The sequence below is a fragment of the Clostridium sp. CS001 genome (genome assembly GCF_020443565.1).
GTDB lineage: Bacteria > Bacillota > Clostridia > Clostridiales > Clostridiaceae > Clostridium_AD.
The window spans coordinates 100,708-122,949 of record NZ_JAIZZN010000008.1; the positions used below are offsets into that span (position 1 = coordinate 100,708).

The 22,242-nt window shown below is 30.0% G+C and carries 21 protein-coding genes; 18 read left to right on the forward strand and 3 right to left on the reverse strand.

The window, feature by feature from the left end; all coding sequences use genetic code 11:
- Window positions 1–72: 72 nt before the first annotated feature.
- Window positions 73–318 (reverse strand): AbrB/MazE/SpoVT family DNA-binding domain-containing protein, encoded by a 246-nt coding sequence (locus LGK97_RS07660; RefSeq protein ID WP_125004371.1) that lies wholly within the window; start codon window positions 316–318, stop codon window positions 73–75.
- A gap of 346 nt (window positions 319–664) precedes the next feature.
- Window positions 665–1,156 (reverse strand): YajQ family cyclic di-GMP-binding protein, encoded by a 492-nt coding sequence (locus LGK97_RS07665; protein WP_226259168.1) that lies wholly within the window; start codon window positions 1,154–1,156, stop codon window positions 665–667.
- Window positions 1,157–1,501: 345 nt separating this feature from the next.
- On the opposite strand from LGK97_RS07665, the gene LGK97_RS07670 reads away from it, so the two are divergent.
- The 6 genes from LGK97_RS07670 (at window position 1,502) to LGK97_RS07695 (ending at window position 8,891) form a co-directional block, all read left to right on the forward strand.
- Window positions 1,502–2,137 carry a sensor histidine kinase gene (locus LGK97_RS07670; protein ID WP_226259169.1) on the forward strand — a complete coding sequence of 212 codons (636 nt, stop codon included), beginning with the start codon at window positions 1,502–1,504 and terminating at the stop codon, window positions 2,135–2,137.
- A 176-nt stretch (window positions 2,138–2,313) separates the two neighbouring features.
- Complete coding sequence (locus LGK97_RS07675) at window positions 2,314–3,072, forward strand: LytR/AlgR family response regulator transcription factor (RefSeq protein ID WP_226259170.1); 759 nt, start codon at window positions 2,314–2,316, stop codon at window positions 3,070–3,072.
- A 96-nt stretch (window positions 3,073–3,168) separates the two neighbouring features.
- The gene (locus tag LGK97_RS07680; RefSeq protein ID WP_226259171.1) at window positions 3,169–3,552 is read left to right on the forward strand and encodes a two-component system response regulator; all 384 of its coding nucleotides are present in this window, start codon (window positions 3,169–3,171) and stop codon (window positions 3,550–3,552) included.
- A 294-nt stretch (window positions 3,553–3,846) separates the two neighbouring features.
- Window positions 3,847–6,021 carry a DNA helicase RecQ gene (gene recQ, locus LGK97_RS07685; RefSeq protein WP_226259172.1) on the forward strand — a complete coding sequence of 725 codons (2,175 nt, stop codon included), beginning with the start codon at window positions 3,847–3,849 and terminating at the stop codon, window positions 6,019–6,021.
- A gap of 15 nt (window positions 6,022–6,036) precedes the next feature.
- Entirely contained in the window at window positions 6,037–7,191 is a 1,155-nt protein-coding gene (locus tag LGK97_RS07690) for a DEAD/DEAH box helicase (RefSeq protein ID WP_226259173.1), read from the forward strand.
- An 83-nt stretch (window positions 7,192–7,274) separates the two neighbouring features.
- A complete protein-coding gene (locus tag LGK97_RS07695) occupies window positions 7,275–8,891 on the forward strand; it encodes an ABC-F family ATP-binding cassette domain-containing protein (protein WP_226259174.1) in 1,617 nt (538 codons plus the stop codon).
- Between the two features lie 51 nt (window positions 8,892–8,942).
- Here the strand turns inward: LGK97_RS07695 and LGK97_RS07700 are convergent, their stop codons facing one another.
- Complete coding sequence (locus tag LGK97_RS07700) at window positions 8,943–9,146, reverse strand: hypothetical protein (RefSeq protein WP_226259175.1); 204 nt, start codon at window positions 9,144–9,146, stop codon at window positions 8,943–8,945.
- A gap of 531 nt (window positions 9,147–9,677) precedes the next feature.
- Here LGK97_RS07700 and LGK97_RS07705 point away from each other — a divergent pair.
- The 12 genes from LGK97_RS07705 (at window position 9,678) to argS (ending at window position 22,144) form a co-directional block, all read left to right on the forward strand.
- Window positions 9,678–10,769, forward strand: coding sequence for a tyrosine-type recombinase/integrase (locus LGK97_RS07705; protein WP_226259176.1), 1,092 nt, complete (start codon window positions 9,678–9,680; stop codon window positions 10,767–10,769).
- On the forward strand, window positions 10,759–12,219 hold the full coding sequence (locus LGK97_RS07710; protein WP_226259177.1) for a tyrosine-type recombinase/integrase: 1,461 nt from the start codon (window positions 10,759–10,761) through the stop codon (window positions 12,217–12,219). Before LGK97_RS07705 ends, LGK97_RS07710 begins: the two co-directional genes overlap by 11 nt.
- Window positions 12,182–13,717, forward strand: coding sequence for a tyrosine-type recombinase/integrase (locus tag LGK97_RS07715; protein ID WP_226259178.1), 1,536 nt, complete (start codon window positions 12,182–12,184; stop codon window positions 13,715–13,717). Before LGK97_RS07710 ends, LGK97_RS07715 begins: the two co-directional genes overlap by 38 nt.
- A complete protein-coding gene (locus LGK97_RS07720) occupies window positions 13,701–14,135 on the forward strand; it encodes a DUF6262 family protein (RefSeq protein ID WP_226259179.1) in 435 nt (144 codons plus the stop codon). Before LGK97_RS07715 ends, LGK97_RS07720 begins: the two co-directional genes overlap by 17 nt.
- A 64-nt stretch (window positions 14,136–14,199) precedes the next feature.
- Entirely contained in the window at window positions 14,200–14,421 is a 222-nt protein-coding gene (locus LGK97_RS07725; RefSeq protein WP_226259180.1) for a helix-turn-helix domain-containing protein, read from the forward strand.
- A 78-nt stretch (window positions 14,422–14,499) separates the two neighbouring features.
- Window positions 14,500–14,679 carry a DUF4177 domain-containing protein gene (locus LGK97_RS07730; RefSeq protein ID WP_226259181.1) on the forward strand — a complete coding sequence of 60 codons (180 nt, stop codon included), beginning with the start codon at window positions 14,500–14,502 and terminating at the stop codon, window positions 14,677–14,679.
- A 95-nt stretch (window positions 14,680–14,774) separates the two neighbouring features.
- Window positions 14,775–15,005, forward strand: coding sequence for a hypothetical protein (locus LGK97_RS07735; RefSeq protein ID WP_226259182.1), 231 nt, complete (start codon window positions 14,775–14,777; stop codon window positions 15,003–15,005).
- Window positions 15,006–15,190: 185 nt separating this feature from the next.
- Window positions 15,191–15,943, forward strand: a complete 753-nt coding sequence (locus LGK97_RS07740; protein ID WP_226259183.1) for an exodeoxyribonuclease III — start codon at window positions 15,191–15,193, stop codon at window positions 15,941–15,943.
- 94 nt (window positions 15,944–16,037) lie between these two features.
- Window positions 16,038–17,639 carry a Stk1 family PASTA domain-containing Ser/Thr kinase gene (gene pknB / locus LGK97_RS07745; protein WP_226259184.1) on the forward strand — a complete coding sequence of 534 codons (1,602 nt, stop codon included), beginning with the start codon at window positions 16,038–16,040 and terminating at the stop codon, window positions 17,637–17,639.
- Window positions 17,640–17,700: 61 nt separating this feature from the next.
- Window positions 17,701–18,384 (forward strand): PilZ domain-containing protein, encoded by a 684-nt coding sequence (locus LGK97_RS07750; protein ID WP_226259185.1) that lies wholly within the window; start codon window positions 17,701–17,703, stop codon window positions 18,382–18,384.
- A 200-nt stretch (window positions 18,385–18,584) separates the two neighbouring features.
- Window positions 18,585–19,847 (forward strand): hypothetical protein, encoded by a 1,263-nt coding sequence (locus LGK97_RS07755; protein ID WP_226259186.1) that lies wholly within the window; start codon window positions 18,585–18,587, stop codon window positions 19,845–19,847.
- A gap of 572 nt (window positions 19,848–20,419) precedes the next feature.
- The gene (gene argS, locus LGK97_RS07760) at window positions 20,420–22,144 is read left to right on the forward strand and encodes an arginine--tRNA ligase (RefSeq protein WP_226259187.1); all 1,725 of its coding nucleotides are present in this window, start codon (window positions 20,420–20,422) and stop codon (window positions 22,142–22,144) included.
- Window positions 22,145–22,242: the final 98 nt, after the last annotated feature.

The following is a 22,242-nucleotide window of genomic DNA, read 5'->3' on the forward strand; positions in this document are numbered from 1 at the left end:
ATATCCTATATATAGGATATCCATTTTATTTGTTTTTGCATACTACAGTTTGCAAAAACAAAATCTTTTTATTTATTTACCTGAACCTAATTCAGCAAGACAGTCTTTACAAATATTTTTACCTTTGTAATTTACAACGTCTCTTGCGTTTTGGCAGAAAATACAAGCTGGCTCGTATTTCTTAAGGATTATTTGCTCACCATCTACATAAATTTCTAAAGCATCTTTGATATCTATATCCAAAGTTCTTCTCAATTCTATTGGAATAACAATTCTTCCAAGTTCGTCCACTTTTCTTACAATACCTGTTGATTTCATTTAATTTCCTCCTCGAACATCTTTCGACTTATTTATAATTAAATTGTAGCAAAAGTAACATAATAAGTCAATAGGTTTATTAAAAAATTTAATAAAAATAATAAATGTTAACAATTTTTTACGTATTATGCAAAAAGGATATTAAGAAATGTCACTTTTCATAGCATTATAATTGACATTTATAGCATGCAGCATTTATTAAATAACATAATATCTATAATGCTGTGTAAATAGTGTAAGATGTTAAGGACTGAAAATATAGTTGATTGTATAGTGCAAAGTACGAATTAATAATAACAAAAAAAGGTTAGTACATTAAAAACTGTACTAACACTTAGTTGTGTAACTATCTATAATTAGTAAATTGTAGAGGGATATCAAAATCTTTTGATTTTACTAAAGCCATTACTTGTTGCAAATCATCAAGATCTTTACCCGTAACCCTTAGTTGGTTATCCATAATCTGAGCCTGAACTTTAATTTTACTAGCCTTAATCTCTGCAATTATTTTTTTAGCTTTTTCTGTAGAAATACCTTTTACAATTTTAGCTGTTTGCCTTGCAGCTCCTAAGGTAGCAGGTTCTTGTTTACCTAAGTCCAATGATTTTCCTGATATACCTCTTTTAATTAATTTACTTGTAAGAACCTCTATAACTGACTTTAATTTAAAATCATCATCCGATACTATTTTAATATCTTCTTTAACTAAGGTGATTTCAGTAATAGTGTTTTTAAAGTCGTATCTTTGTTTAATTTCCTTTAATGCTTGGTTTATTGCATTGTCTACTTCTTGTAGATCTACATCTGAGACTATGTCAAATGAATGAGCAGCTGCCATAATTTAAAACCTCCTTTATAGTTTAAGCATATCAAAAAAAATAATAGGTTATTAAATAAACTATTTTTTATATGCCAAATAAAATTCTCTTAATTAATAGTAGAGTAATAATATGAAAATGTCCAGTAGTTAATGGTAAATATTATAATTTTAGATTAAATAGATTACTTTATCTATTATTAGTAGAAGTGTATAAAAGTTTATTGATAACTAAAAATAAAGTACTTTTTTTACTAAGGTATACAAAAAATTCAACGATATATTACTAAAGGTAAAAAATGAATATTTTAAATATCTATTACATGCATAATAATCTGTGCATAAATGTTTTAAAGGAGAGAAAATTTGAAATTAAATAAAAAAAATAAATTAAATAATATAAAGGTTAAAAAAGAATCTAAGCAAATAAATTACATTGATCAACATTTCTTGTTTAATACTTTAAATAGTATATTATCACTTTGTAGAGATGATTCTGAAAAGGCTAGGAAGGTTGTATTAGAACTTAGTAGTTACTTGAGATTTAACTTTAATGTAGCAGATGAAGGTGTATTTCTATATGAAGAAATCGAGTGTATAAAAGCATATTTATATATTCAAGAGATTAGGTTTGGAGAAAGATTAAAGGTTAGATATGATATCCAAGAAGATATAAACTTCTTAATTCCCCAAAATTCACTATACAATTTAATAGATAACGCAGTTAATCATGGAATTCTAAAAAAGAATCAAGGAGGAACAGTAACTTTTATTGTTATGAGGGATGGAGAAGAGATAGCTATAAAAATTCAGGATGATGGCGTAGGAATGGAAGAAAATCAAATAATGCAAATACTAAATGATAAAAATTATGGATCATTTGCGACCTCAAAGGTTCAATTTAATGATTTATATAATGCAAAGGTAGAAGTAATTAGTAAATTGCACAAGGGGACTTGTATAATGCTACATATACCAATAGAAAATATAAAATGTGAATAGCTTTTTAAATATCAAACTTATTTCCTATGAAGTTAGAATTATACATTAAATTGACAAGATTTACATGGTGAAGTAGAATTGTAATGTAAAAGTTACATATAAAAAATAATGAGCAAATAATATAGTATATTTTGCTTTTATTATTAAGATGAAATTTAAATATGGGTGGGGTTTGTATGTTAAGGGTGGTCTTAGTAGATGATGAAAAGTTATCTTTAGATGAGTTAAGCTTTATTTTAAGCAAAAATAGTGAAGTAGAAATCATAGGGAAGTATTTAGATCCCTTAGCTGCATTAGAATTTATAAAACAATCAAAACCAGAAGTGGTGTTTTTAGATATAGAAATGACAGAGCTTGATGGGTTTACCCTAGCAGAAGAAATATGTAAGATGGATTTTCCGGTGAGCATTGTGTTTGCAACAGTATTTGATAAATATGCTATAAAGGCTTTTGAAATGAATGCCATTGATTATGTTTTAAAACCATTTTCAGAGGTAAGGCTAGAACTTACAATGGATAAAATATATGAAAGATATAATTCAAATAAAAATATATCTTCTTATTGTTATAATAATGTGCTTCCAGAACAAGCAGCAATTAAGGGTATAAAAAAGTTACCACTTTGGAAAGAGGAATGCATTTTTCTCGTTCACCCAAATGATATATTGTATTGCACGGTGTTAAACAAAGAGGTATTTGTATTAACTAAAGAAGCTACTTTTACAACACAATATACATTAAGCCAATTGGGAAATAAATTGATTAATCATAATTTTTTTAGGAGTCATAAAAGTTATTTAGTTAATTTAGATAAAATTTATAAAATAGTCCCATGGTTTAACAGCACTTTCGTGCTCAAAATTGAAGACTGGAAAGAAGAAGTGCCTGTAAGTAGACATTATGTTAAAGATTTTAAAAAAGTACTTAACATGTAATATTAACAACTATGAAAATATTAAATCAGCGTTACATTTAAAGCTGTTTTAATAAGTTGTCTTGCAAATTATTATAGATTAGAACGAGGGGTATAGATGAAAAGTATACTAATAGTGGATGATGAAGTTAATAATAGGTTATTGTTAGAGGAAATATTAGAAGGATTTAAAGAGCAGGGAGTAGAAATACTTTTGGCAGAAGATGGAGCACAAGCTTTGGACATAATAGTAAGCAAAAAACCTAATTTGGTATTCTTAGATATTATGATGCCTGAAATTAATGGGTATCAGGTATGTAATATAGTTAAAGGGGATTTTAAACTTTCAGATATTTATATAGTACTATTAACAGCTAGGGGACAGGAGAAGGATAAAAATAGAGGACTAGAAGCTTTGTGTGATAAGTACATTACGAAACCTTTTTCATTTAAAGAGGTTTTAACCACAGCTGAAAATGTATTAGAATTAAAAAATTGCTAAGTTTCCTTAGGTATGTTTGAAAACAATAAAACACTATATTTTACATAAGTTACTTTATAGGTTTAATCCTTTATCTTATAGCTCGCTTTAGGATAAAGGACTGAATCTTTTTTATTTTATTTAAAATGGAAGTATGTTTTAAATATCATAAAATTGACCAAAATAAATAATGGATTAAAGGCATAAAGGGAATTCTGTGTCAGTCAAAAAAACAGACCATCCTCTGACTTGTTATTTATTTAAATGCGCCTTATACTATTATAAGGAATTATTCCGTATAAGAGAGGTAAATATATGTTATGTGAAGCACAAGAAAAATTAAAAAAACATTTTGGATATGATAACTTTAGAAAAGGGCAAGAGAATGTAATAGAGAGTATAACACGTGGGATAGATACTTTTGCTATAATGCCTACGGGGGCAGGGAAATCACTTTGCTATCAGATACCTGCTCTAATGTTTGAAGGGGTAACCCTTGTAATATCTCCGCTTATATCTCTAATGAAGGATCAAGTAGATACCTTAAATAGTGTAGGGATAGCTGCTGCATATATAAATAGCTCCTTAAGTGCAAGTGAGGTTAGCGAAAGAATAGATCAGGCTTCAAAGGGAGAGTTTAAACTTCTTTATGTTGCACCAGAAAGATTAGAATCAGAAGTCTTTTGTAGTATGTTAAATAGATTAACAATACCACTTGTAGCAGTGGATGAGGCTCATTGTGTATCTCAATGGGGGCATAATTTTAGACCTAGTTATTCAGCAATTTCTAGTTTCATAAAAAGGCTAACCAAAACACCAATTGTAGCAGCTTTTACTGCCACAGCAACTCAAGTGGTAAAGGAAGATGTTATAAAATTATTAAAATTAAGAACCCCAGATGTTTATGTAACAGGCTTTAATAGGGAAAACCTGAATTTTAATGTTATTCGTGGAGAAAACAAAAGAGATTTCGTATTAAAATACGTTGAAGATAATAAGGACTCAGTAGGAATAATTTACACAGCCACAAGAAAAGAAAGTGAAAATCTTTATGAACTTTTGCGTAAGAAAGGATATAAAGCTGGAAAGTATCATGCGGGGCTTAGTGATGAAGAGCGACGAGAAAATCAAGAAAAGTTTTTGTATGATGATATAAGTATTATAATAGCTACAAATGCTTTTGGAATGGGAATAGATAAATCAAATGTTAGATACGTAATTCATTATAATTTGCCAAAAAGCATGGAATCTTATTATCAGGAGGCAGGCCGTGCAGGCAGAGATGGCGAGCCTAGTGAATGCATATTGCTGTTTTCTGCAGCAGACGTTTTGCTTCAAAAGTTCCTTATGGAACAAAGTGTGGATTCGCCTGAAAGAAAGTTAAATGAATATAAAAAGCTCCAAGCTATGGTGGATTATTCACACACATCTAGATGTCTTAGGCAGTATATTTTAGAATACTTTGGTGAAGAAAATGTCCAAGATAAATGTGACAATTGTAGCACTTGTAATGATGAAAGTGAACTTGTAGATATAACTATTGAAGCACAAAAAATATTTTCTTGTATATTTAGGATGAAGGAAAGATACGGTACATCATTAATTGCAGAAGTGCTTCGCGGATCAAAAAATAAAAAGGTTTTAGACCTTGGTTTTGACAAGTTATCCACCTATGGAATAATAAAACAGTACACTGTTAAGGAGATAAGAGATCTTATAAACGTGCTTACTGCAGAAGATTATCTTTTGCTTTCAGAGGGGCAGTTCCCAGTGGTTCGTTTAAAAGATAAAGCAGTGGCGGTTTTGAAAAATAAGGAAAAGGTATATCAAAAGATTGAGAAAAAGAAAACCAAGGCAATTAAGGATTCTGGATTATTTGAAATTCTAAGGGCTCTTAGAAAAGAGATTTCAGAGAGGGAAAAGGTACCACCATATATTGTGTTTACAGATAGTACACTAAGAGAGATGAGCGAATACTTTCCAGTAGATGAGAAAGAAATGATTAATATCAAAGGTGTAGGAGAATCTAAGCTTAATAAATATGGGGGAGAATTTATTGAGGCTATTAAAAACTATATGAAAGAAAATAATATAGAACTTAAGTCAGAAATACTATATAATGAAGAAACATATGGGGATGAAAAAGTAGAATGTGCGATTATGCAAGAAAGCGAAGAAAATGATAAGGTTCCTAGCCATGTTATTACCTATAACATGTATAAACAAGGGAAAACTATAGAAGAGATAATCAGCGAAAGAGAATTAAAAAGCGTTACAGTACAAGACCACATTTTAAAATGTGCTTATGAAGGCTTTGATGTTAACTTAGATGATTTTATTCCAAAAGATCACGAAGCACTTATTGTTGAAGTCATAGAAAAAATTGGAGCTTCAAAATTAAAACCTATTAAAGATGCATTGCCAAAGGCAATAGATTATTTAGCTATAAAAGTAGCTATATTTAAGCACTATAACAATAAAATTTCTTAGGAAAAAGGAGAAAGTATGGAAAAAATATTTAGTGAATTAGGATTACAAGAAAACCTTATTGAAGGTTTGAAAAAGCAGGGGATTGAAAGCCCTACAGAAATACAAATAAAAGCTATTCCACTGGGACTTGCAAACAAAGACATTATAGGAGAATCGGAAACTGGTACAGGTAAAACACTAGCTTACCTATTGCCTATATTCCAAAGGATAGATGTTACATCCAAGGATATTCAAGCAATTATACTTGCACCTACTCATGAGCTTGCAATGCAAATACATAAGCAAGTAGAATTGTTATCGGAGAACTCAGCTTCTTTGGTAAAATCAACTAGTATAATAGGCAATGTTAACATCAAAAGACAACTAGAAGCTCTTAAGGAAAAACCACATATAGTTGTTGGGTCTGCTGGAAGGATTTTAGAACTTATTACCATGAAGAAACTTAAATCTCACGGGGTAAAAACCATAGTAATAGATGAAGGCGATAGAATGATTGATGAGGATAATATAGAAGGTGTAAGGTCTATAATAAAAACTACTCTTAGAGATAGACAACTTATGTTATTTTCAGCTACAGTATCACTTAAAACAGTAGAGATTGCTAAAACTTTAATGAATGACCCAGAAGTAATAAAAGTAGGTTCAAAAAGCCTTGTGAACCAAAACATAGAACATATATATTTTGTAGTGGAAAAGAGGGATAAGTTACTTCTTTTAAGGAAACTTATAAGTGCTACAAATCCTGAAAAAGCAATAATATTTATAAACAAAAGCGATGAAGTGGAGATTACAACCTCAAAGCTTAGCTATCATGGATTAAAGGTGGAAGGGATTCATGGAACCTCTGAAAAAGTTAATAGGAAAAAAGCTATTGAGGATTTCAATGCAGGGAAAATCCAACTTTTAGTGGCTTCTGATTTAGCAGCTAGAGGGCTTCAAATAGATGGAGTATCACACATATTCAATCTTGATATACCAGAAAACTCAAAGGATTACTTACATAGAGTAGGTAGAACAGGCAGAATGGGTGAATCAGGCCTTGCTCTATCTATAGCAGTAGAAAGAGAACTGGACCTTATTAAAAGCTATGAAAAGGATTTTAATATAGAAATCCACCAAAAGGATATTTCTAGAGGGAAAATTATTGATTGCAATAATAAATTGTATTAGCCTACTTTCATTCCTTGTGGTATAATGGTCGGGTAGTTTCGATTACAATGGATTATTTAGTATATGGAGGTATTTATAAATATATGATTAGTACAAGCAATGTAAGTTTAAGATATGGTGCACGTAAGTTATTTGATAATGTTAATATAAAATTTACACCAGGTAATTGTTATGGATTAATTGGAGCTAATGGTTCTGGTAAATCAACATTTCTTAAAATATTATCAGGTGAACTTGAACCAAATACAGGAGAAGTAATCATTACACCAGGGGAAAGATTAGCAGTTTTAAAGCAGGACCATTTTGAGTTTGATGAACATGAAGTTATTAAAACTGTAATGATGGGACATGTGAGACTGTTTGAAATAATGAAAGAAAAAGATGACTTATATGCAAAAGCAGATTTTACTGATGAAGATGGGATTAGAGCTTCAGAATTAGAAGGTGAATTTGCAGAACTTAATGGATGGGAAGCTGAATCAGAAGCTTCAACTCTTTTAATGGGACTTGGAATAAAAGATGACCTTCAAAGTAAAAAAATGAAGGAACTAACAGGATCAGAAAAAATTAAGGTATTGCTAGCTCAAGCTTTATTTGGTAAACCAGATATTCTATTACTGGATGAGCCTACAAACCATTTAGATGTAAAATCTAAAACTTGGCTTGAAAATTTCTTATTAAATTTTGAAAGTACTGTTATAGTTGTTTCACATGATAGACATTTTTTAAATAAAATATGTACTCATGTTGCAGACATAGACTTTAGTAAAATCCAATTATTTGTTGGAAACTATGATTTTTGGTATGAATCTAGTCAGCTAGCTCTTCAAATGGCTAAAGATCAAAATAAGAAAAAAGAAGAAAAAATCGCTGATTTACAAAACTTTATTGCTAGATTTAGTTCTAATGCTTCTAAAGCAAAACAGGCTACTTCTCGTAAAAAGCAATTAGATAAATTGACTTTAGATGATATAAAACCTTCTTCTCGTAAATATCCTTTTGTTGGATTCAAGCCAGAAAGAGAAGCAGGAAATGATTTATTAAGAGTTGAAAATCTTAGCAAAACTGTGGATGGAGTAAAACTTCTCGATAATGTAACTTTTATAGTTAATAAAGGGGATAAGATTGCTTTCACAGGCACAGATCAATTAGCTAAAACTACATTATTTAAGATATTAATGGGCGAAATGGAAGCAGATAGTGGTGAGTTTAAATGGGGTATTACTACATCTCAAGCTTATTTACCAAATGACAACTCAGAATATTTTAACGATGTAGATTGCAGCTTAGTTGATTGGCTTAGACAATTTTCAGAAGAAAAGGCAGAAAGCTTTATTAGAGGCTTCTTAGGTAGAATGCTTTTCTCAGGAGAAGAAGCTCTTAAGCAAGCTAGCGTTCTGTCAGGTGGAGAAAAGGTTAGATGTATGCTTTCTAAAATGATGCTTAGCAATGCTAATGTATTAATATTAGATGAACCTACTAACCATTTAGACTTAGAATCTATTACAGCTATAAACAATGGATTAACTAATTTCACTGGAACCATGTTATTTACATCTCATGACCATCAACTAGTTGATACTGTTGCAAATAGAATAATTGAAATTACACCTAAGGGAGTAATGGATAAAGTAATGTCATATGATGAATTCATGGAAAGTAGTGAAATTCAAAACGAATTAGAACTCATGTACAAATAAATATAAAGCACTTCTAATAAAAATTTTATTAGAAGTGCTTTTTTTAATTAGTTAAAAGCCAAAGCCGCCGAAACCGCCACGACCACCACAATTGCCACCAAAGCCGCCACTGCCTAAAAGTAAGAGAATTAACCAAAGACTATTACCATTTCCGCCGTTATTACCACAACTATTGTCACATCTATTTTCGCAGCAAGAAACTGGTTTGCAGCAACAATTATTATTACAACATGAGTGTCTATGTCTATGACTCATATAAATAACCCCCTTTTATATTAAGGAACATCCAAAGAAGCTTTGAGCTAGTTTTATTTGAATATTCCTAAGTAAAGGTTTGAAAATACACTCAAGTTGTTAATATTTCAGCATTACGGATGATGATTTAATTAAGAAAGTTCTAGCTGATACTTTAATATATTCTATATTTCATTAAGTGTGAGTATAAAAGAGCTTTTACTAAAATACCTCCTTTTTAAAACTGCCAATTAATGATAATATAAAATAAAGTGAAATATAAGTTAAACTATGAAAATACTTAGGAGGAATTATTTATGTTATGTTTAGTGATTATAGTATAGATAGTAAACACTAATATAACTATTAAGAATAGTAGTGATATAGAGGTATTAGAGAGTATAGATAGGTAAGATAAAAGAGAGAGTAAGTACCATACTTAAAGTAGATATTAGTAAGAATATATTACCATTAATAAAAGTAGCTAAGATTACTTATACTAACGATATAAACTTATTAGACATATAAAATAAGTATGGAGGTACAAAAAAAGTGGAATTAAGTATAGTACAGAGCAAAGGAAAAAATATAATTCTTTTATTAGACGATAGAATGAGAATAGTTAAACCTGTATATGATTACTTGAAATATCTAAGATTAAAAGATAGAGCCTTAAATACATTAAAGGCTAATGGAACAGATTTAAAAATATATTGGGATTTCTTAAATAAAAAAGGTTATGAATATAATGAGGTAACACCCAATATTATAGGTGAGTTTTTAGAGTACCTTAGAGAGCCTAATGATACCGACAACGTAGTTGCATTGTACGTAGAAAGCCAAAGGACAGCGAGAACCGTAAATAGAATATTGAGTACAGTATATAACTTCTATAAGTATTGTGGAATGGTAAAAGAAATTAATAATCCTATTATAATGGAAGATGTAAATAGACCATTTGATATGTTTAAAAGCCTTTTACATCATGCAAGGAGCAATAATAAAACTAAACAATCTATATTTAAGGTTAAGGAAAGTAAAAGAACCTTTAAACTTGTTTCAGATGATGAAGCAGAAACATTTTTAAATGCCCTTCCAACGTGGAGAGATAAATTAATATTTAAAATAATGTATCTTACAGGAGCAAGAGTTGTAGAGGTTTTAGACCTTCAAATTGAGGATATACCATATCCCGACATATCTAAGGAACTTGGAATATTAGAGAATATAAAATCTAAGGGCAAAAGAAGAAATCTATATATTCCAATGGCTTTACTTGAAGAAATAGATAGATTCATTATGGAAGAAAGAAATTATATTGATACCGAACATAGTTATATCTTTATATCTCAACAAAAGCAACATTTAGGTAAACCACTAACTTATAGAGGTATCTATGAGGTTTTTGATACGGTAAAGAAGAAAACTGGAATATCATTTAATTTCCATGACCTAAGACATACTTATATAACTCATTTGGTTGAGAATGGTATGGATATTAGTGTTGTAAGGATAATTGCAGGGCATGAACATGTAACCACCACCCAACAATATACTCATATATCCAATAAGTATCTTGAAGATAGTTTAAGTAAATATTGGAGCAAGAGTATTCTGATTGGAGGTGGCTTAAGTGACAACTAATATGCCTAAAGGTGATGCGTGGGAATTAATAGATAATGACAGGAACTCACAGAACGATGGGAGAAAGTTTAAATTTGATTTTTCTTATATAAAAAGTGGAAGTATTAAAAATGTTGTAAAGGCTTATATTTGGAGAAATTATAGAGAAAGAAATAAAGCTCTATCTAAACTTTATGAAGATAATAATAAATTTAGAATATTTAATGGTTTTGCAATTACAAATAATATAATGAATTTAAAGGATTTAGATAATAACCACATAGATATGTTTATATCTTGTCTAAAAGCTACTATTTCCAATAAAACTAATAAGCCGTTAGCATATGGAACTCAAAAATCACATTTAGATAAAGTTAAATCAATTATCCATTGGGGACAATTATATATGCCTAATGAAGTGCCTAAAACAGAGATATTTACAGGCAGTGAATATATAGGAGTTAATAACAAACTTAAAATAGATTTTATTCCTGATGAAGTATTAAGTCAGATAAATAAAGCGTTAAAAAATGAACAAAATCCTTATGTTAAATACGGGATAATCATTCTTCAATCAACAGGAATGAGGATTGGAGATATGCTTAAATTAACTACAGATTGCATTAAACCACATTTAATTAGTGGATATACATTAACTTGGTACGACCATAAAAATAGAAAAGAAAGACAGCCTATGCCAATTCCTAATGAATGTGCTATTGCAGTTGGAAAGTTAATAGAGCATACAAAAGAATTAAGAGAACAGACTGATAATAAGATTAAGGATTATTTGTTTTTACATCAAGTTGATAAAGGTCATGTAATCGGTGTAACTATACCAACTCAAATGACATTTAAGAATTGGCTTAATGACTTTATTAAAAACAATGATATTAGAGATGCCAATGGTGAATTATACAAACTTACAGCACACCAGTTTAGAAGAACGCTTGCTACTGATATGTTATCAAAAGGAACTGATATAACTGTTATAAGAGACGTATTAGGACATTCATCATCCGAAACAACAAAACAAAGTTATGCCGATGTTAAAGATAAAGAAAGAGCCGAAGTATTTAAGAATATAGGTATTATCGGTAACATCAACAAAATTGATGAAATGATTATACAGGATAAACAGGAATTTCAATGGTTTAATGAAAACAAGGATAAAGGAGCAAGGATGGAGGATGGATATTGCACTAAACCTTGTTCGGATGGTCAGATTTGCGATAGATTACTTAAAAGACAGAAGTGTTACACGTGTGGTAGATATGTAACTACTCCAGAATATTTACAGGCTCATAAGAGCCATTTAGAAGAGTTAGAAAAACAATTAGAAGGTAATATATATGGCGACCATTATGCAGAGCATTTCTTACCTACTATTGAGATTTTAAGAGAGATTGTAAAGAGATTGGAGGAGTTACAAGATGGCAATAGAGAAGTTGCAACTACAAGTAATAAATAACGCTACAGATTATAGCAATATAACCATTGGAACTTCTAAATTTACTGATGACACATGGGATTTATCACCTTTTATAACTGCTAAAACAACTAAAGATAGTCAAAAGAAAATAAACTTTAGTTATATAAAAAGTGATGATATGAAACTTACTGCTAAACTTTACTCTTATCATAAATTAGGTCAGATAAAGCCACAAACAGTAAGAGACTACATTAATGGTTCACTCCATTCATTTATTGAATATTGCAACTTAAATAATATAAATAATTTCAGTGAAGTAAATAAAGAAATATTTTTAGATTTTGCTATGTGGCTCAAAGATGATAAAAAAATAAGTGCAGGATATGTAAACTGTTTTATAGTTGAAGAAATCATTAAATTAGGTCAAATAAAAGGTTGGAATGTACCTAAAACTAATTTATTTGTTGATATGGGTTCATTTGATTTATGGCAACCTCAAAAGTCAGTTAAAGAAAATAAGACTAAACCTATACCCGAAGAAATAGTTGATAAAATACTTTACTACGCAGTTAATAAAGAAACTAATGTATTAACTAAGGCAGGAATAATAATTCAAAGTCAGACAGGATTAAGAATTAATGAGATTTTATCTATAAAAAAAGGCTGTATTCATACAACAAGTGATGGATATGACTATATGGAAGTTACTTTAGGTAAAACTGAAAAAGGTGAACCTATAATTCATAAAGTGTTTATAAATGAATTAGTTAAAAATGTAGTTAAAGAACTTGAAGAATACACAGAAGAATTAAGGAAAGAAAGTGATTTAAAAGAATTGTTTTTAACAAAAGTTAAGTCCAAAAACAATTTAATTGATGTATTGAACATAGGAAATTTTTCAGATAAAAGATTACCAAAGTTTATTAAAAAGTGGGATATACGAGATAGTAAAGGTAATTTATATCCTTTGAAATCTCACCAATTCAGAGCAACATTTGTTAGAGAACTTATTAAAGTCAGAGTGCCAATTGCACATATTATGAAGCAATTTGCACATGTATCTATTGAAATGACCACCCACTACCTTGAATTAAAGAACGAAGAGGTTAAGGAAATATATTCTGATATGATATTAAGCCCCACTTCAAAGATTGCAGGATTAAGAGCCAAAGAGATTAAAGGTAAATTAGACGAACAATTCAAAGGTAAAACAGAAGAAGAAATTGATGATATTGTTTATAATTTGTCAAAATCAATGAGTTTTAATCCATTACCGACAGGGGTATGTTTATATGACTTTAGGAGGGGTAATTGCTCTGATGGTGATGGCTGTTTCTTTTATAATTGCCCTAACTATATAACCGAGATTAAGTTTTATCCTATCTTAAAACAAGAATTAGACCTTATGGAAAAGGAAATGGCAAGGTTTAAAGAGTTAGGTAGAGAAAGAGATTGGCAAAGACAATATGTTAAGCATCAATATTTAAAGCCACTTGTAGATAGTTTGGAGGTGCAAATTAATGGTAAAGAAGCCTAATAGGAATACCGAAGGTTTAAAAGAATTTGCAGAAAAGAAAAACCAAGAAACTATCGAAAAGGTTAATAAGGCAATAGATAAGTTAAAACGTTCAAAAACTAAATCAATTAACTTTAAAACTGTTGCTGAAGAGGCAGGAGTATCAAAGGCTACATTATATAATAATGACGTTTTAAAAGAGCGTATATTTAGCTTGAGAGCAATTAAGAAAGGTGTATCTGATGGTGATATAGTAGTAACTCCAAAAGATAAACTACAGACTAAAGACGATAAAATAAAGCAACGCTATGAAGAAATTAAGAAATTAAAAGAAGATAAGCAAAATCTAATTGTTCAATTGGTTGATATGGAAGAATTGAAAGCGGAGAATAAAAGGCTAAAAGAACAGTTGGATAAGATTAAAAATATGAATAAGTAACGTATTCGTGAATTAATGAAAAGGTTGTAACGAAATCGTGAATTGCAAAGGAGTGTTAAAATCCTTGAAAAATACAGTTTCAGAACAGGTTAGGTTTATTCCAGACAACCAGTTGATTAATGAAGTAATTACACTTCAAGAGGCTTCTGAAATACTTGATTGTGATGATAGCACATTAAGGAAACAAGTATTAAATGGTAAATTTAAAGATGGTGAATATAGAAAAGCAAAGGGAGTAATTTTATTCAATAAGAATGTAATTTTACAACTGAAAGAAAGGAAGTGAACTATATCTTTATGACACAGTTGTAGAAAAGATTGAATAAAGATAATTATATAATATCAATAAGGAAAGGAGTTAATTATGTGGGAATATACGACACAAACGTTTAATAGTGTTCTTGATACTGAGAAAAGCTTAAAGAAAAAAAGTAATCAAGTGCTTGAACAACATGGAAAAGAAGGTTGGGAACTTGTTAATTTTCAATGTGCGGGCGGATTTGGTTCTATGATGATATTTGTATTTAAGAGAGAAAGGAAGTAAGAATAATTTATGAGCGTAATGTGAAGCACCATTAATTCGCTTTTTTTATAAATTCTGAACTAATTAATATCTAACAAAGAGAGGGAGAGGTTGAAATGAAGAATAAGATAATTGGATTAATTATTGTTGTTATATCTTTATTATTTCACAGCATAAATATTTCTTTAGCAAATATTGCTCTTTATGATAGTGGTGTTCCACATTCTATTACTTTTATTACTGTTATTTCGGTTGTAATTGGTATATATATTATGTTCAGTACAGATGAAAAAGGTATGTTTAAAAGAATAATAGAATCGGTGAAAAAGTGGAGTATAAAAAATTAAATGATATGTAGAAAGTAAATGTTTATGAGAACATAAAAACAAGTATTACTTCGGAATTTTCTTTTAATCCGAACTATCAACAAAGTCATTAACATGTTATACACAGAAAAGAGTATAAAAAGAAAGGAAGTGAGAGTTTAGTGGGCTTACACACTTATTATACAGTGGCCTACTAAACATAAATTATGAAATTAATATCATGGAATGTTAACGGACTTAGAGCCTGTGTTACTAAAGGATTTTTAGAATTCTTCAAAGAAGTTGACGCAGATGTTTTTTGTATACAAGAGAGTAAATTACAAGAAGGTCAGATAAGTTTAGATCTTGAAGGGTATTATGATTATTGGAATTATGCAGAGAAAAAAGGGTATTCGGGCACTGCTATATTTACAAAGAAAGAGCCATTAAGCGTTTCCTATGGAATTAACATTGAGGAGCATGATAAAGAGGGTAGGGTTATTACCTTGGAGTTTGAGGACTTTTATGTGATAACTGTTTATACTCCAAATTCTCAAAATGAGCTTGCTAGATTATCTTATAGAATGAGATGGGAAGATGATTTTAGAGATTATTTAAAGAATCTAGAAAAAACCAAACCAGTAATTGTTTGTGGAGATTTAAATGTAGCCCACAGGGAAATTGATTTAAAGAACCCAAAAGCAAATAGAAAAAATGCCGGATTTTCAGATGAAGAAAGGGAAAAGTTTAATGAGCTGTTGGGTGTAGGATTTATTGATACATATCGCTATTTCAATCCAGACAAAGAAGGAGCGTATTCTTGGTGGTCTTATAGATTTAGTGCAAGGAAAAATAATGCGGGGTGGCGCATTGATTATTTTTGTGTTTCAGATATATTAAAAGACAGATTGCTTAGTGCAAATATTCACTCGGAAATTTTAGGATCAGATCATTGCCCTGTGGAACTTGTAATTGGGTAATGCTTATACATTTGCTAAAGAATTAAAAGTAATGGGGTGCTAAATCTCAGCTATGATATAATAGTGATATGACTATTTTTCATGGGAGGCCAATATGGTAGGAAAGTTATTTTTAAATAGATATGAGTTATTAGAAAAAATTGGTGAAGGTGGCATGGGAGTTGTTTATAAAGCAAAGTGCCATTTGTTAAATAGATTTGTGGCTGTAAAGATATTAAAAGCAGAATTAAATAATGATGAAGAATTTGTAGCTAGGTTCAAAAGGGAAGGTATTTCAGTTGCAAAGTTATCCCATCCAAACATAGTGAATGTCCATGATGTGGGCATAGAAAATAATATTAATTTTATGGTTATGGAATATATAAAGGGAAAAACATTAAAACAAGTAATCAAGGAAGATATTAGACTTAGCGCTGATAGAACCTTAGAAATAACCTTGCAAATAGCAAAAGCACTTGAGTGTGCTCATAAAAACAATATAATTCATCGAGATATAAAACCTGACAATATTTTGATCACAGAAGATAATGTAGTTAAGGTAATGGATTTTGGAATTGCTAAAGTGTTAGATAGTCAAACTGTAACTAATTCCAATAAGGTTATAGGTACAGCACATTATTTCTCTCCAGAGCAGGCTAAAGGAAACTTTGTGGATGGTAGAACAGACATTTACTCCTTAGGTATTGTGATGTATGAGATGGTGACAGGAAAGGTGCCTTATAATGCAGATAGCGCTATTTCCATAGCAATGATGCATATTCAAAAACCTGCAATTCCACCAAAAGAAGTTATTTTAGATTTGCCTCAAAATATAAATCAGTTGATTTTAAAGGCTTTGGATAAAGAACCTATTAATAGATTCCAAACGGCTACGGAAATGGTTGAGATTTTGAATTTAATCAAAGTAGATCCTGATTTTATGTCAAACAATATAGTTTCTGATGCTACAAAACTCATGGATAAAGTAGTGGCGTCTGATGTAGCAAGTGAATTCACAACAGTTATGAGTGAAGCTGCTGGAGCACCAAAAGAACCAGTAATTAAAAATTATAAAAAAATATTAAAAGGGAAGAAGGGGCCAAGTAACAACAAAAGGATAATGATAGTTATGGCGTCAATTATTTTAGTTATGATTATCGGTGGTTTAGGTAAATACATTTCCAAAATCACAACTGACAATACACCGACTATTGTTGCAAAAACTACTCTTCCAAAGGTAAGTGAAAAGTTACCAATAGATGAAAAGAAGCTTGTACCCTCACTTATTGGAAATACTCAAGATATTGCAACGCAGACGATAACTGATAATGGATTTTTACTTGGGAATATTTCAAGTGAATATAGTGATATCAAAGCTAAGGGATTGGTTATTAGTCAGTTACCTAAGGTAAATACACCATATGAAAAGCATGGCAAAGTTGATTTAATTATAAGTCAAGGGAAAAAGATAGTTCAAGTTGCAGTGCCACAATTAAATGAAAAAAACCTAGATGAGGCTGAGATTATTTTAAATGGCCTTAAATTGAAGCTTGGAGTGGCAAGGCCTGTAGATCAAGACAAGAAAGACTTCAAAGGAAAAAAATCTAAAGGTAAAAAATCAAAAGATTACGAAGGTCAAATATTCATGCAAGATATAGAGGCTGGTACTCTTGTAGATGTAGGCACAGAAATCAATGTTTCATATTATGAGGATTGATGAAAGACAGGCAATAAAGTAGTAAATTTACTATACCAAAGTAAGTAAAGGGGTGATACTTATGGATGTTATTGATGTAGAAAATATAAAGGAAAATGATATAATAAAGATCATTAATTCTAATAAAACACTAGCTGTTGCAGTTATTAAAAAGGTGTCAAATGATTGCTTAGGTATTACGATAAATGTAAAACAAGACGCATATGTTGATTTACATACAAAACAGGTTATTGAACTGATTTTAATTTATCGTAATGAAGCTATGAAATGTAGTTCAGTTATTCTTGGGATTAAACAAAACGGTTTTGAACAAGTTATAATAATCACTATACCTGAATTGATTTTTAGGATTCAAAGAAGAAAATTCGAAAGAATAGCTACCATTTTAGATATAGAGTATTCAACGTTGCCAGATGTAGGGATTGAATATAGCAGTTTGAAAAATGTTGAACGAAGATATTTTAGATGCTTTAGAAACTCTTATACAATAGATATTAGTGCTGGGGGAATACAAATTGTTATTCCTAAGGAGGAAATGAATAGTAAGTTTGCGTTAATTAATCTATCAATAAAAGGTGAGAAGATTATAATTCTATGTAGGAAGATGAGATCAGAGGCTATGAATGATTTTAAACATAATAAGGTTGCATTTAAGTATGAAGACATAACAGAACAGCATAGACAGCTAATTTGTGACTTTGTTTCAGAAAAGACTAAAGAAATTAATAAAGATGAAATGGCATAAAGTGAAATCTAATAGAAAAATGCGTAATAAAGCAAAAGCTGAATGATGCATTTTTTTATTAGAAAAGTATTGTAGGTATATAGTATTATGTAAAATAATGTTATAATCTTAGCAAGAGTTATTTGGAAATCATAATTTGTATTACTAATTAATGAGAATTTCAAAGGTAGAGATTTTTAGAAGAAAAGAGAGGCGAAGTTATGAAAAGAGAGTATTTGGAATTAAAAACATGCCGCACAGAAAAAGCTGAATTTATAAGAGGAAAAGAATACATTGTACTTGATAAAACAACTGAATATACATATGAATATGATTTTAAAGTATTGCCTTGCTATATTGTTATAAACGAAAAGGGTGGTGTGGAAATAGTTGAGCCTGAACAAATATTTTATCCAACCAATAGGCTATTGCAATCAATAAAGCACGTAGTATATTCAGGTGTTTTAGATATAGATAGTCTAACGGAGGGTGAAGTATATTCTGTGTTTAAAATGTTTGAAGAAGAAGGTGAATCTGTTTACACAATATTTGATGATTCAAATAAACTAAAAACCTATTCTGTATCTTTGTTTGTTTCAGAAAATCAATATCTTAAAATGACTAAAGAAGAACTTTTTGATTTTAAGAAAGTTAAAAAAGATGAAATATTAGAATTTGAAGATTTGAGAAAAAAAGAAGCACAAAAAGCTTTAGATAAGCAACTAGAAGTTGAGAATGCTAAAAAAAGGGATGCTGAAAAGTCTTTAGATGATCAAAGCAGGCTACAAAATATAAAGGATTTCAATAAGCTTGAAATTGAAAAGGTTAAAGAATTTATAAAAGTTTTAAGACCCAATATTGTGGATAATACTACTCCTGTTATTAATGAGATCTTAAAAATTAAAAATAAAGTTAATAAACTTGCAGTATTTTTTATACTTGGATGTATCATAACAGTTATTTCTTCACTATTTGGTAAGAGTTTACTAAGTTCAATAGTTAATATAATATGTTTAGTTACCGGTGTGTTAAATTACTTGTATTTTAAAAATAAGTTATATGAAAGTGTAATTAAAGATATTCCTGTAAGTAAAAAAACCGATAAAGAAGCATTAAGTCTAATGATTTCCCTGGGTGATGACATATTATTAAAATTAAAAAAGATTGAATTGAATTTATTAATATTAGAAGGTAGCTCTACTGTAAGTAGTGGAACTATCTCACTAATAAGGGAATCGGTATCCTTTTGCTTAGAAAGCTATAAGATTAAAGACACTAATTTGCTAAAAGATATTTGCGTATTTTTAGATAAAACCCTTGAATATATATATAGCTTAATAGATGGAGATAATTTAGAAGAGTTATATATAGAAAAGCAAATCTATAAAAATGTATCTTCTATTATAAGTAGAAACACTGATATTTTCGACCTTATGATTTCTGACAATAAAAAGATTCAAGAAATATTAAGGAAAGAGGAGTAAGATTATTAATAAAGGCTTTTACTATATTTATATATGCATGATTAAATTTAACTAAAGAAATGAGGGATCGGATGTTGATATAGCTATACCAGCAGATGATAAGTACTTGAAATAATTCATAAAATATATTGACAACCATATACTAATAGTAATATAATACAATGTATTATTAAATAAATATATATAATCAAATTCTATGAAGAGGACAGTACTTTCTTATTAATCTTGAAGCGAGCAAGGGCAGAGTGTAAGCCTTGTAAGAAATAAGAAGCTAAACAGGTAACTGTTTGGCAAAATTAACCCAATTAATTTTAGGAAAAGAACCTTGGAGAAGCTGCCTGAACTAGTTGAAAATAATAAATTTTTGACTCTCATAGGGTAAGTCGCTAACTAGCGTTAAAATATTGAGTGGACTTTATAGTCAACTAGAGTGGTACCGCGGAAATATAACCCGTCTCTTTATTTAGAGATGGGCTTTTTGTTATATAATAACATACATGAGTTTCAAGTTAGAAATATAGGAGGCATAATAATTGTTATATGCCCCAGAGAGAAACAGGAGGGAAATTTTTATGGATTATAAAAAGGTAGTTGCGCAGAGAATTAAACAATTGGTGGAGTTAGATATAGAAACTATAGAAAATTTAATTGAGATACCACCAAAACCTGAAATGGGGGATTTTGCTTTTCCTTGTTTTCAATTAGCTAAGTCTATGAAAAAGGCACCAAACATGATAGCAAACGATTTAAAAGAAAAACTTAACAATGAAGGTTTTGAGAAAATAGAGTGTTTTGGTCCCTATTTAAACTTCTTTTTAGACAAAGGTGCATTTATTAAAAATACTTTAGAGAAAGTACTAGAAGAAGGCGACAACTATGGGTCCTCTAAAATTGGGGAAGGTAAGAATATAGTGGTAGAGTATTCATCGCCTAATATAGCAAAGCCATTTCATGTAGGACATTTATTTACAACAGTTATTGGTAGCTCTTTATATAAACTGCTTTCTTTCGAAGGATATAATTGTATTGGAGTTAATCATCTAGGAGACTGGGGAACTCAGTTTGGTAAGCTTATTTATGCTTATAAAAATTGGGGAGATGAAGTTGCTCTAGAAAAGGAACCTATAAAAGAACTATTGAGGATTTATGTTAAGTTCCATGATGAAGCTGAAATTGATCCAACTCTTAATGACCAAGGGAGAATGTACTTTAAGAGACTGGAAGATGGTTGCGAGGAGGAAGTTGCCCTTTGGACTAGATTTAAAGACTTAAGCTTAGTTGAGTTCAAAAAGCTTTACGAAACTTTAAATGTTAAATTTGATTCTTATGCTGGTGAAAGTTTTTACTGCGACAAAATGGATGACGTAGTTAATGATATAACTGAGAAAGGTTTACTTGTAGAAAGTAATGGAGCAAAGGTTGTAATGCTAGATGAGTACAACATGCCGCCGTGCATTATTAAAAAAGCTGATGGAGCTACAATTTATGCAACGCGTGATTTAGCTGCAGCAACTTACAGAAAGAAAACCTATGATTTTTATAAGAATATTTACGTAGTTGGAAAAGATCAAGCTCTTCATTTTAAACAGGTATTTACTACTTTAAAACTTATGGGTAATGAATGGGCAGATGATTGTGAGCACGTAGGCTTTGGTACAGTAAGATTTGCAGATAAGAAGTTATCTACAAGAAAAGGTGATGTTATTTTCCTAGATGAGCTATTAAATGAAGCAGTGGCTAAAACTCTTCAAATAATTAATGAGAAAAATCCTGACCTAGAAAATAAAGAAGAGGTAGCTAAAAAGGTTGGTATAGGTGCAATTATATTCACTTATTTAAAAAACCACAGAGAAAGAGATATTGTCTTCAATTGGGAAGAAATGCTTAGCTTTGAAGGAGAAACAGGTCCATATGTTCAATATACTTATGCTAGAGCTAAGAGCATACTAAGAAAGATTCAAGCAAATACTACTGTAGAGAACGATAATAACATTAATACTAATGCAGAAATTGACTATAATAAGTTAAATTCTAAAGAAGAGTTTGAACTTGTAAAACAATTAGAAGGATTCCAAAATTCAATAATGTACGCTATTGATAAATTAGAGCCATCTATGGTTACAAGGTATGTTATTGAGGTAGCTAAGGCATTTAATAAATTCTACAATCAGCACAACATAGCTAATTTAGAAGATAAAGCTATTAAAAATGCAAGGGTTAAAATGGTAGAAGCTACTTGCGTGGTAATTAAGAATGCATTAAGTCTTATAGGCATAGAAGTTGTCGATAGAATGTAAACATGTACCTTTTTCTGTGAGTTGCAATAACCATGTTTTTAATGTATTATTATGATATAGAAAAATGTAGAACATATTAAAAATTATTATACAAATAA